Here is a 12,538-nt window from a genome sequence, read left to right on the forward strand (position 1 = left end):
CTCCTAAAATGATAAGCCAAGGTTTCGCTACAGATTATTGATTAACCGCAGCATCTTGATTGCTATTTTCATCGATAACCACACCAGGATTCAAGCGTTGTTGCAACATATGATCCTGAATATAGGCATTGATACGACGACGCTGTTCAATGACTTGCTCGTTTGAGTAATTTTGTTGATTTTGCACCGAACCAGTTTGATAACTAACAGGCGAAACCGTACCCACTAAAGGACGTGTAGTTAACACGGGTAATGGTGACTCTGCATCATTTGTTTGATTGTATGACTGTACGCCCACGATGGCGACCATAGCAACTGTCGCAGCAATAGCATATTGACCAAACTGCTTGAAAAATGGCACCACATTGCTGGTTTTAGCCGCTGGTGCAATTTGCTCTGGCTCGGCTTGCTGAGCTTTAGGCGCGATAATTGTTGGCTCAAGCTCAATTGCTGCCATGATGTTAGCAGAAAAATCTAAGTCAATGGCCTCAGGCAATTCGCCGCGCATCGTATCACCAATCATGTGATAACGTTGCCATTGTGCATGTGAATCAACGTCAGCAGAGAGTTTCGCTAATGTTTTATCATCGGCTTCACCGTCAACTGCTGCAGATACCCATTCTTGACTTGATTTAAGCATTATTCACCTATTTAGCGTTAAGGCAGTTACTTTTCCAGCAAAGGCTGGAGCTGTTTGTCGATTGCTTCTCGAGCACGGAAGATACGTGATCTTACGGTCCCTACTGGACAATCCATGATATTGGCAATATCTTCGTAACTCATACCGTCTAGTTCTCTAAGCGATATCGCCATTTTTAATTCTTCAGGTAACGTGTCGAGCGTATCAAAAATCACTTTACTCATTTGATCTTTCATCAACAAACGTTCTGGCGATGCAAACTCTTTTAACGCGTCGCTACCTTCATAATATTCTGCATCTTCAACATCAACATCGTTTGCAGGTGCTCTGCGCCCTTGTGATGTAAGATGGTTTTTTGCGGTGTTTACCGCAATACGGTACAACCAAGTATAAAACGCACTTTCACCTCGAAAATTTGCCAACGCTCTATATGCTTTAATAAAGGCTTCTTGGGTGACATCTTGCACATCCGCTTGATTGCGAATATAACGAGAAATCAAACTCATCACTTTATTTTGATACTTCAGCACTAACAGGTTAAATGCGTTTTTATCGCCTTGCTGTACTCGTTCAACTAATTGTTGATCACTATATTGTCCACTCATCCGAGCCGACTACTCCTAAATCTGTAACACTGATTTCTCAGTCGCTCGAATCCTGTTCATATAAGTAGACTCACTGATATGAAAAAAGTTCGATGTTGAATTAAAAAAAGTTAATTATTTTGAGATATAAATAAAATAAACTCGGTCAAACCGCAATAAAACACGCTGTAAAAGTACCCAGCCTAGATATTTTGATTTACTATAATCAAACCACTTGGCCACACCATGATACCTGATGAAACAAGCAGTTGAACACCAATCTGACATTTTGGTCATCGGCAGCGGCGCTGCAGGACTGACTTTAGCATTACATCTAGCTGAAAAATCAAAAGTAATTCTACTTTCAAAAGGGCCTTTATCTGAAGGTTCAACCTTATACGCCCAAGGTGGAATTGCCTCAGTTTTTGATGAAGACGACACAATTGAGTCACACGTTAATGATACCTTAATTGCAGGTGCTGGGCTTTGCGACAAATCCGTTGTGACTTACACAGCAGAAAACGCCAAAAGTGCCATGCAATGGCTTATTAATTGCGGCGTTGCATTTGATAAGGAAGAAAATAACACTGCTGATAGCTCTGCTTCAATGCCATATCACCTCACCCGTGAGGGAGGCCACAGTCATCGACGCATTTTACATTCTGCCGATGCAACGGGTAAAGCGGTACAGACCACTTTGCAAGAATGTGCATTAGCCCATCCCAACATTACCGTCTTAGAACGCTACAATGCCATCGACTTAATCACCACACGAAAATTAAATCGTCCAGGCAACCGAGTATTAGGTGCCTATGTTTGGAATAGAGATAAAGAGCATGTTGAAACGGTTAAAGCCAAATTTGTCGCGTTAGCTACTGGCGGCAGTTCAAAAGTATATCAATATACCTCAAACCCTGACATAGCCAGTGGTGATGGTATCGCCATGGCCTGGCGTGCAGGATGCCGTGTGGCTAACATGGAGTTTAACCAATTTCACCCAACCTGCTTATTTCACCCAAATGCCAGAAACTTTCTTCTCACTGAAGCGTTACGTGGTGAAGGTGCATATTTACGTCGCCCTGATGGCAGCCGTTTTATGCCCGACTTTGATGAGCGTGCAGAACTTGCCCCACGAGACATCGTCGCACGAGCAATAGACTATGAAATGAAACGCCTTGGTGCTGATTGTGTTTATTTAGATATTAGTCACAAACCAGCTGACTTTATTATCAAACACTTTCCAACCATTTATCAGCGTTGTCTTGAGTTAGGCATAGATATCACCAAAGACCCGATCCCAGCCGTTCCAGCAGCACATTATACCTGTGGTGGCGTGATGACAGACTTACATGGTCAAACCGACATCAATGGTTTGTATGCAATTGGTGAAGTAGCGTATACAGGTTTGCATGGTGCCAACCGTCTAGCGAGCAACTCATTATTAGAGTGTCTAGTGTTTGCACGAGCGGCCTCTCAAGATATTGAAAGCCAGTTGCATAAAATACCCATGCCATGCCCATTACCCGTTTGGGATGAAAGCAAAGTCAGTAACTCAGATGAAGAAGTTGTCATTGCCCATAACTGGCATGAGCTACGCTTATTTATGTGGGATTATGTTGGCATAGTGCGAACTGACAAACGTTTAGAGCGCGCATTACGTCGCTGCTTGATGCTGCAACAAGAAATTGAAGAGTATTACTCAAACTTCAGAGTAAGTAATAATTTACTGGAGCTGCGTAATTTAGTCCAAGTTGCAGAACTGATTATTCGCTGCGCGATGGATCGAAAAGAAAGCCGTGGTTTACATTACAACATTGACTATCCTGAACAAATAGATAATCCCAAGCCAACTATTTTACAGCCGGGACGCTAGGACGGTTGACCTTTCAAAGTTGTTTTGCGGCCAATTGCTAGGGTCTGTTGATCTTTCAAGGTTATTTTTGCAGCGAATTGTTGGTCTTTTATACAAGGCGGAGACTTTGAGGTGTAGTTATTCTACATAAAAAGTCGATAACGAAGTAAAAATGGCCAACAAACGCTGCCTGAAAGGTTCGGCTAAAAACGTTTTACTCTTTGTTGAGTGGATTTTGCTTAGATGACTAGGCATCAATCCATTCGTCTCGATTAAAACGTTTTTAACTCGAACAAAATTCAAACAGCAAAGATCAACAGACCCTAAGCAATCTTAAGTTGTAATAATAACCGACATAGAGTGCGATATTCTGTGTCGGTTAACATATCATGCCAAATCCAAAACCATCGTTTTTCACCGCTTTTGACATCTTGAAAAAACACCACACACAACAAAGTACTTACCATAGCCGGCCGGCTCAATACCACCCGAGCAGCCGATAAACCATGTTCAGATAACGTTATACTACCAAGGTGATTTAAACTCAAACAACATTGCCATACAGTCAACTTACGCCAACAATAGAACAGTAAACCTAAGGTGAGCAGGACGAGCAATAATTGAATACCCAGAAATATCAATGAAGTCCATTGTGGCCAAGCAAGAAAACTGCAAAGCAAAATGGCAAACCAACACAACAGAAATAAACGAGATAGAAATGAAGCACTCAACCCAAATTGATGCTGATGAGTGCGAAAGGAAGACGTTGTAACTTGCGAGGCCTTAAGGTGCTGCTCGTCCACGAACGGTAACAATCATGTCAGCAAGTAACGGATCAGGACATTGCTCATGTCCCATAAACCAAGCAAATAACTCTGGGTCTTCGCATTCTAATAAGCGAATAAACGTTTGCTTGTCGGCATCGGACAATGCTTCGTATTGGGTTTCAACAAAGGGTTGAAACAACACATCTAACTCTAACATTCCGCGGCGACATGCCCAGCGAACACGGGCAATATTCATTAATTCCAACACAATTCTCCTGATGTTTCTGTTAAAGCTACCCTAAACGATACTCAAAATCTTGTACTTGTTGATCTCGCCCTGCAAACAAATCACCAAAATCAGTCGCTAGCAAAGATTTAACGGCCGGGTGTTGAATCATTCGCTCAGCAAACATGACATGATATTCTTCTTTTATATCGGTAGTTTCGCCCAATAAAACCATTCCTTGCGACAGTATATCATGACGATAAATAGACGGTGCGACAAAAATGCCGCGATTAAAATACCCAAACGCTTTCATCATTTCGGCATCATCAAATTCACCTAAAATACTCACATCAAGATTCTTCTCGGCAAACCAACGGTGTAATTGTTGCCCAAGTGAGGTTCGCTTTCCCGGAATAAGTAACTTACGCTCTTCTAAACACGCAGGAAAAGGCAATGACGACGCTTCTGCGGCAAAAAAACTAATACCGCATTCACCTAATTTTTTAGATAAAATCTCAGGATACTTTAGCGAACCGCCAGCACAATCAGATAAAATCATGTCCAGTTTATGCTCACGTAATCGCTCAATTAGACTTTCATGGGTTGATTCATAACAGGCTAAATGCACCGAACCATCATTTGGAATAACCGTTAATAACACCCGACTGACCAGCGCTTTAGATAAAGCATCGGCAATACCCACCTCAAATAATAAAGAATTATTTTTCTGGTAATTAAGCAAATCAAGCATTTCATAACTGAGACTAAACATTTTATCGGTATACCGAAAAACCAACTCACCTAACTCAGTGGCTTCAAGGTTACGCCCTACTCGTTTGAACACAGCCCCATTTAAACGCTCTTCCAACGCTCGAATTTGCCCAGTAATAGTCTGCGGGGCTAAACACAATGCTTCAGCCGCTTTTGTTACTGAGCCTTTCTTTTGTACCATCCAAAAATAATACAAATGGTTATAATTTAAATGCTGCATATCAGTCTAATACCTAAAAAAATCAATTAACTTACTATAGCAAATAACCCTTCAAATCCAGGAAATGTTGAGTTTGCTGAGTGCAATATTATTCGAGAGAAAACGGATTATACCAATCAGCACAACGAATGAATGCCGCCTGGCAATTTACGCAACAACTGCTCAGCAAAGCTGGAGCCGTTTTTAGCCGCCCCTTCGCTACAAAAACTGACAACATAACCAGCTAAACAAAAACGCAGCCTGGAGGCTGCGTTAATAACAAGGCGATTGCTATTTAGGTCGTGGGCAATCCATTAAACTGGTAATAACAATTTCTAACTCGTCGCTATTGCTCACATTATTTAATGACACTTGCTCAGTTAATGCCGAAACCACCTCAGACTTAACCAACACATGGCTTGCACAATAATTGATGTTAGCCGTTTGGTAACGTTTACCGGCACGATACTTTAGCGCACGAGATTCATAGTTATTGGGATCAATTCGTTTTTTTGCCTGGTTATCACGGTACATCATGGCACCATCAACCACACCTTCTAGATAACTTTGGCAAGTGGCTGACTCTGATGACTTAAGGCAAACGTCAAATGAATTTGCAGACACAGGTAAAATAAACGTGCTGAGTAATAATCCTAGCGATAATTTAAATAGTTTCATGGTTTTCTCCTGTTTTAGGCAGAACTTTGGCTAACCAAAAATAACCAATTAGCGCTGCAATTAACGATCCTGTTAAAATACCTAACCTTGCATAATCCCCATACTCTGCGGGTGAATGTTCAAATGCCAACGATGCGATAAAGACTGACATGGTAAAACCAATACCGCACATAACAGCAACGGGTATTATGTGTCTCCAACCAATTCCAGGAGGCAACTCAGCCAATTTACACTTCACTGCCAAGTAACTAAATAGCAACACACCTATAGGTTTACCTAACATTAACCCCATCACAACACCTAAGGTAATAGGTTCTGCAAACGACTCGATAGACATATTCGTTAATGACAATCCTGCGTTGGCAAATGCAAATACGGGAAGAATTAAAAACGTACTCCACGGGTGTAACTTATGTTCTAAATGTCCCGAGGGGGATGTGCCATCTTTGGCCCGTAACGGGATACAAAATGCGATAATCACACCAGCTAATGTAGCATGCACACCAGATTTTAGTACTGCAACCCATAGCATAAATCCAACTAGTGCATAGGGTGTTATTGCGGTTATGCCTTTGCGATTCAGCGCCACCATCAACACGATTGATACTGCGGCAATGATTAAGCTCATCATTGACAAGTCTGTGCTGTAAAACAATGCAATAATCACAATGACGCCTAAATCATCGATAATGGCTAAGGCCAATAAAAACACCTTTAATGCAACAGGCACCCTATTACCAAGCAATGCCATAATACCCAAAGCAAATGCAATATCCGTTGCAGCAGGTATAGCCCAACCCACTTGAGTTTCAGGGTTTGAATAATTAAATGCTAAATAAAATAACGCAGGAAAAACCATACCACCAATCGCTGCAAAGCTCGGTAATGAGGCTTTAGCGACGCTCGACAATGCGCCTTCTAGTAACTCACGCTTAACCTCAAGTCCTATCAATAAAAAGAATAACGCCATTAAGCCATCGTTAATCCATAGCAATAATGGTTTATTAATATCGAGCTCGCCGATACGCATTTGAACGCCTGTGCTCAAGAAGCCTTGATACAAACCCGCTAATGGCGAGTTAGCTAATATCATTGCTAAAGCCACCGCGACCACTAACAAAATACCGCCAGCAGACTCTTGGCTTAAAAAGTTTCTTATTGCACGTTCCATATGACACTCCTAAATGAACAATACATTGACTCTAGCGTATCCTTTCAAACAATAATAATCGATTGTTTCTTGCTTTAAACTCGAAATTTCCGAGTTATTGGTGATTTTTATGCTGGAATGTCTCGCAATTAAACCTAACACGTTTACAGATTTGCCCGCGTTGATTAGGTATAATCACATTACGCAAAAAAAGGAATTGAAACAAATGAAACAGTATTTAGATTTGTGTAAACGCATTGTCAACGAAGGCCAATGGGTTAACAATGCCCGTACCAATAAAAAGTGCCTTACCGTCATTAATGCCGATCTTGTATATGATGTTGGTAATAATCAATTCCCATTAGTGACAACACGTAAAAGTTTTTGGAAATCGGCAATTGCCGAAATACTAGGCTACTTACGCGGTTATCAAAATGCAGCCGATTTTAGAGCATTAGGAACCAAAACATGGGATGCTAACGCCAATGAAAACCAGACTTGGCTCAATAACCCAAACCGTAAAGGCCATGATGATATGGGACTCATTTACGGTGCTTTAGGTCGTGCGTTTCCAAAACCGACAGGCGGTCATGTTGATTTGCTTCAACAAATTGTAGATGATTTAAGTCAGGGCATTGACAACCGTGGAGAGATTTTAACTTTTTATCATCCTGGTGCTTTCGAACTTGGCTGTTTACGCCCATGCATGTATGAGCATCACTTCTCACTCCTAGGTGACACCTTATACCTCAACAGCACTCAACGCAGTTGTGATGTGCCCCTTGGGCTCAATTTCAATATGGTACAAGTGTATGTGTTACTCGCGTTAATGGCACAAATAACCGGACACAAGCCCGGTAAGGCATATCATAAAATTGTTAACGCACACATATATGAAGATCAACTGGCTCCAATGCGTGATGTTCAATTAACTCGTGAACCTTTTGATCCACCCAAATTAATCATCAACCCAGAGATAAAGAGCTTAAAAGACATTGAAACCTGGGTCACATTAGACGATTTTAGCGTTGAAGGTTATCAACACCATGACGCCATTCAATATCCATTTGCGGTATAAATAGACTAAAAGTCAACGCCCTTGTTATAACTTAACAAGGGCGTTTTTATTTGGGTAAATCGTTGGGCTAAGATGAGCTGATTTCTCAACAAAATTGAAATCTGCATTAACTTATTTGTGTTAACTTAACAGTAGTTTTAAGCCAACCACAATCAATAAACAGGCAAATATTTTCTTCAGCACGGGGGTTGGCCACGTACTTGCCGCTTTGACTCCCAAAGGTGCACACAATATTGAACTAATGATAATGCCACACAAGGCTGGTAAATAAATAAACCCTACGGCTCCAGCAGGTAAATTAGGCGCATCAATACCTGCAATGACATAACCAATGGTGCCAGATATGGCAATAAACATCCCGGTAACCGACGAGAAGCCAACTGCCTGGCGCATTTGCAATCCACAGTAACTTAAAAAAGGCACCAACAATACTCCGCCGCCAATCCCCATCAAGCCAGCAATTAAAGCGATGAGAACAGAAATCGAAAATAACACGCCAAATTTTGGCATGTTATCACCGGTTTTCACCTTAAAAGGGAATGCCATTTGTATGGCCATTAACACCACAAAAATAGCAAAAGCCTGCTGTAAATCTTCAGATGATATTTGTTCAGAAACAAACGCCGAGGCCAATGAACCCACCACAATTCCCGGCATAATAGGCTTGAACAATGACCATGGCACATTACCCCTCTTGTGATGAGCAGTAGCAGAAGACATAGAGGTTAAGATAATTGATGCTAACGAGGTAGCAATGGCCACATGAGTCAGTTGAGCGACATTAATCCCAACTGACGGTAGAATGTATAACAGCGCTGGCACAATAATAAGGCCACCACCGATACCGAGTAACCCAGCAAGAAAACCAACGACTGAGCCAAGCAACAGACAAATAATAAAAACCTGAAGCATACTATCCATGATGACATCCTTTTTAATAAGCTATTATGGATTGATCAAATCAGCTAAATCGTGAGTTTGCATAAATTGTCCCAGTAACGTGCGCACTTGCTGCCCGTTAGATTGCCTGAGTACTATCTTAAGTAACTCCGACAGATCTTGTTGAGATACACGTCTTACTATGTAGTTAATTCTGGCTAAGCTAGCTTGGTTCATGCTTAACTTTCGATACCCCATTGCCACAAGCAGCAAAGCACCATAAGGTTCACCCGCTAACTCACCACAAACACTCACATCTAAATCATATTGGTGGCATTCATCAACAGCCAATTGCAGCGCCCGTAAAATACCCGGATGATAACTGTCAAACAATGAACTGACACTGGGGTTATTACGATCTACGGCTAACAAATACTGAGTTAAATCGTTACTGCCCACAGACACAAAATCGACTCTTTTAGCCACGTCCTGTAATTGGTAAAGCAATGCTGGAACTTCCAGCATGACACCCACTTTTGGTCGAACTAAAATAGTGTTGAGCTCTTGATTTAGCTCAGTAAATGCTTGCTCGAGATACGCTAATGTCTGATCTATCTCGTCAAGGTTGCTTACCATTGGCAGTAGTATTTGCAGTTGATTGCCTCTACCGCCAGCTTGTAACATGGCACGTAATTGCACTAAAAATAATTCTGGATGGTCTAACGACAAGCGAATACCGCGCCAACCTAAAAACGGGTTATCTTCTTTAATCGGGAAATAAGGTAAAGGTTTATCACCACCAACGTCCAGGGTACGCATCACTACAGGCCGTTCACCTGCCGCACTTAATACTCGTTTGTAAACATCGATTTGCTCGCTTTCACTAGGAAATCGTTGATGCAACATAAATGGTATTTCAGTCCGATACAGGCCAATACCATCGGCGCCTTCTGCTATTTCAGAGGCAATACCACTGAGTAAACCAGCATTAAGGTAAAGTTGGATCCGTTGGCCATCAGTGGTCACCGATGGCAAACTTAATTCTGCTGAAAATTGCTTTTGTTTTTCAACATCGGCATCAAGTAATAATTGATATTCTTCAACCACCGCAGGTGAAGGCGACACTAATAACTGACCACGTGTCGCATTAAGCACTAAAAGCTTTTTATCAATGTCTGTCGACAATACATCGTCGGTACCAACAATTGCAGGCACCCCTAAAGCACGCGCTAAAATGGCAGCATGGGCATTAACGCCGCCACGCTCAGTAACAATACCAGCCAACTTTTGGCGGGGAAACTCGGCCAACAGGGTCGCATCCACTTCATTGGCAACTAAAATAACCGGTTTGTCTGGGTCTACCTCTAAACGGCCAGGCTCTATCAATTGGCGTAATACTTTTTGGCCCAGTTCGCGAATATCACTCGCGCGCTCTTTTAAGTAAGGGTCCTCCATGGCCAAAAACTGCTCTATATAGCGCAGAGACACACGGCTTACAGCAGACTCAGGCTGCCAGCCCAGAGCCACTTCACGAGCGTACTCACCACCTAAACTTGACTCATCGAGTAGTAATTGGAAAGCGGTAAAAATAGAGGCAACATCACCAGACTTTTCGCGCTCAAAACGTTGCGAAATTGCCGACAACATATCACTGCAGCGCTGCATGGCCTGCTTAAGTCGCAACAACTCACTGTCAATATCAACGCAATGTAATTCTGGTTGCTCTAACGAAATGGTACCGCCCAAAACCAAACCATGGGCAATAGCAATACCACTTGATGCTGTAACACCATTAAATACAACTTGTTGTTGTACATTAGTGATTGTCGCTTTGTGCTTAAGGCTTTTAATCACTACGGCAAGCTGTGCTGCCAAAGTCATTAAAAAAGCCTCTTCGTTTTCGCTAAATTGTCGAGCTTCGGGTTGCTGCACAACAATGACACCAACCACTAATTTTTGAAAAATAATCGGCACTGCCAAAAAGGCACGATAATCTTCTTCAACTGCTTCAGGAAATAATTTAAACCTGGGGTGAATACGCGCATCAGCAAGGTTAATGGCTTCTTCACGCTGAGCAACTAACCCAACTAACCCTTCTGTTAATGGCATGCTTACACGGCCAACAGCTGACTTTTCAAGCCCTTCGGTAGCCGATAACACAAGATTATGTTGCTCGAGGATGTATATAGAACAGCAATGCGTCGCCATAGCAATACGAGTTTGCGACACTAAAATATTTAACGCACTCTCCAGGCTGTTTGCTCTTGCAACAGCCTGGGTGATATCCCTGAGCATATTTAACACTGTTCCAACCCTCTATGAAATCAGTTAACTCCGTTGTTTGCTTCGTTTCTTACTAAACTCACGCGTTTGCAGCGCTAATGTCGTCGATGCGAACTCTTTCATTACTTTTCTATATACATCGCGCTTAAAAGACACAACTTGACGTACAGGATACCAATAGCTTACCCAGCGCCAATCATCAAATTCAGGGTGACCTGAAGAGTTTAAATTGATTGTGTTGTCGTGGCCTTTTAACTGTAGTAAAAACCATTTCTGCTTTTGACCAATGCAAACAGGTTTGCTTTCTTGGCGAACCAAACGCTTAGGTAACCGATAACGTAACCAAGAGCGAGTGGATGTCAAAATTTGAACATGCTCAGGTCGCAGTCCCACTTCTTCGTAAAGTTCACGATACATGGCTTCTTCGGCCGACTCGCCATCGTCTAACCCACCTTGTGGAAACTGCCATGAATGTTGACCAAAACGTCTAGCCCACATGACTTGTCCAAATTTATTACAGATAATGATGCCCACATTTGCGCGAAAGCCGTCGCTATCAATCACATGGACTCCAAAATTAACAAATTTTATATGATCTGATTGTTTCACAAAGCATGCCTATCGGCAAACCTCTATTTAGTAACAATTAGGCTTAGTGAGTGTAATAATTGAACTAAAATCAGGAAATTGCACATTATTCAATCTTTACAATGCTTCTGGCTGCATTTCATATACTAATACTGGCGGTTAACCTTGGATATTTACCCGTCAAACACTGATGAATATTTTTGCTGTTTAGCTGACGCGAAAAAGTGGTAATTGTGGATAATTTAATAACATTGTGTACAAACGCAAATTATCAACAGCCAAAGACCACTCACCTGCAGATTATCCACAAAATCTGTGGATATCTCTGTTCGAAACTTTGGTAAACCTCAATTACGTTGTAAAAAACACCGAATTTCAATTTATTAAAACACCCCAAAATAAACTAATAAACCAAATAAAATCATACAAATACAACAACACCGAATTAAATCAAACTATCGATCGCCACGATCGAACAAAAATCAAACACCTCTAAATAAGTACCTCACTCGGTTAAATCAACCTATGAGTTATACACAAATAACAAGGCTTTTTTTAAAATAAACCGATAAAAAAGCGATTTTATTGCGTTGACTTGGCGTTTTTAATCAGTTAAAGGCAACAAAAATTACAGTTATCCATTAAAACTGTGGATAACTGTGTGTGAAATACAGGGGAAATAGGAGAGTAACTTGGGACAAAGTGATTCAACACAAAACACCTAACGACTTATTCATTTAAAAACAGTGACTTAGTTGGTATTGAAAAGATATTTTATTAGCGAACAAATTGGCGGTTATTTTTTAAACAACACCAGTTCAGCGACTAAGTTTGTTTTTTTTG

General features: G+C 41.4%; 13 protein-coding genes. 3 read left to right on the forward strand and 10 right to left on the reverse strand.

The window, feature by feature from the left end; all coding sequences use genetic code 11:
- Positions 1-34 precede the first annotated feature (34 nt).
- Both K8B83_RS18300 and rpoE read right to left on the reverse strand, forming a co-directional pair.
- A complete protein-coding gene (locus tag K8B83_RS18300; protein WP_188740933.1) occupies positions 35-640 on the reverse strand; it encodes a sigma-E factor negative regulatory protein in 606 nt (201 codons plus the stop codon).
- A 26-nt stretch (positions 641-666) separates the two neighbouring features.
- The gene (gene rpoE, locus K8B83_RS18305; protein ID WP_160053050.1) at positions 667-1,245 is read right to left on the reverse strand and encodes an RNA polymerase sigma factor RpoE; all 579 of its coding nucleotides are present in this window, start codon (positions 1,243-1,245) and stop codon (positions 667-669) included.
- A 235-nt stretch (positions 1,246-1,480) separates the two neighbouring features.
- On the opposite strand from rpoE, the gene nadB reads away from it, so the two are divergent.
- Positions 1,481-3,097 carry an L-aspartate oxidase gene (nadB, locus tag K8B83_RS18310; protein ID WP_188740934.1) on the forward strand — a complete coding sequence of 539 codons (1,617 nt, stop codon included), beginning with the start codon at positions 1,481-1,483 and terminating at the stop codon, positions 3,095-3,097.
- A 302-nt stretch (positions 3,098-3,399) separates the two neighbouring features.
- Here the strand turns inward: nadB and K8B83_RS21765 are convergent, their stop codons facing one another.
- Positions 3,400-3,774: a protein YgfX gene (locus K8B83_RS21765; protein WP_398410909.1), complete on the reverse strand. Its 375-nt coding sequence runs from the start codon at positions 3,772-3,774 to the stop codon at positions 3,400-3,402.
- On the opposite strand from K8B83_RS21765, the gene K8B83_RS21660 reads away from it, so the two are divergent.
- The gene (locus K8B83_RS21660; protein WP_263283555.1) at positions 3,717-3,848 is read left to right on the forward strand and encodes a hypothetical protein; all 132 of its coding nucleotides are present in this window, start codon (positions 3,717-3,719) and stop codon (positions 3,846-3,848) included. The two genes, K8B83_RS21765 and K8B83_RS21660, sit on opposite strands and share 58 nt — an antisense overlap.
- Before the next feature lie 11 nt (positions 3,849-3,859).
- Here K8B83_RS21660 and K8B83_RS18325 read toward each other — a convergent pair whose 3' ends face one another.
- The 4 genes from K8B83_RS18325 to nhaA all read right to left on the reverse strand — a co-directional run bounded on the left by K8B83_RS18325 (position 3,860) and on the right by nhaA (position 6,888).
- The gene (locus K8B83_RS18325; RefSeq protein WP_188740936.1) at positions 3,860-4,108 is read right to left on the reverse strand and encodes an FAD assembly factor SdhE; all 249 of its coding nucleotides are present in this window, start codon (positions 4,106-4,108) and stop codon (positions 3,860-3,862) included.
- A gap of 28 nt (positions 4,109-4,136) precedes the next feature.
- Positions 4,137-5,060, reverse strand: a complete 924-nt coding sequence (gene nhaR / locus K8B83_RS18330) for a transcriptional activator NhaR (RefSeq protein WP_188740937.1) — start codon at positions 5,058-5,060, stop codon at positions 4,137-4,139.
- 270 nt (positions 5,061-5,330) lie between these two features.
- Complete coding sequence (locus K8B83_RS18335) at positions 5,331-5,717, reverse strand: hypothetical protein (protein ID WP_188740939.1); 387 nt, start codon at positions 5,715-5,717, stop codon at positions 5,331-5,333.
- Positions 5,704-6,888, reverse strand: a complete 1,185-nt coding sequence (gene nhaA, locus K8B83_RS18340) for a Na+/H+ antiporter NhaA (RefSeq protein ID WP_188740940.1) — start codon at positions 6,886-6,888, stop codon at positions 5,704-5,706. Before nhaA ends, K8B83_RS18335 begins: the two co-directional genes overlap by 14 nt.
- Positions 6,889-7,093: 205 nt before the next feature.
- On the opposite strand from nhaA, the gene K8B83_RS18345 reads away from it, so the two are divergent.
- Positions 7,094-7,945 carry a thymidylate synthase gene (locus K8B83_RS18345; protein WP_188740941.1) on the forward strand — a complete coding sequence of 284 codons (852 nt, stop codon included), beginning with the start codon at positions 7,094-7,096 and terminating at the stop codon, positions 7,943-7,945.
- Between the two features lie 120 nt (positions 7,946-8,065).
- Here the strand turns inward: K8B83_RS18345 and K8B83_RS18350 are convergent, their stop codons facing one another.
- Genes K8B83_RS18350 through rppH form a run of 3 tightly spaced genes read right to left on the reverse strand, consistent with a single transcriptional unit; the run spans position 8,066 to position 11,671 of the window.
- Positions 8,066-8,866 carry a sulfite exporter TauE/SafE family protein gene (locus K8B83_RS18350; RefSeq protein ID WP_188741052.1) on the reverse strand — a complete coding sequence of 267 codons (801 nt, stop codon included), beginning with the start codon at positions 8,864-8,866 and terminating at the stop codon, positions 8,066-8,068.
- A 24-nt stretch (positions 8,867-8,890) separates the two neighbouring features.
- Positions 8,891-11,128, reverse strand: a complete 2,238-nt coding sequence (ptsP, locus tag K8B83_RS18355; protein ID WP_188741051.1) for a phosphoenolpyruvate--protein phosphotransferase — start codon at positions 11,126-11,128, stop codon at positions 8,891-8,893.
- Positions 11,129-11,152: 24 nt separating this feature from the next.
- Entirely contained in the window at positions 11,153-11,671 is a 519-nt protein-coding gene (gene rppH / locus K8B83_RS18360; RefSeq protein ID WP_124017220.1) for an RNA pyrophosphohydrolase, read from the reverse strand.
- Positions 11,672-12,538: the final 867 nt, after the last annotated feature.

Origin of the sequence: Shewanella inventionis, assembly GCF_019931735.1 — a bacterium.
Lineage (GTDB): Bacteria > Pseudomonadota > Gammaproteobacteria > Enterobacterales > Shewanellaceae > Shewanella > Shewanella inventionis.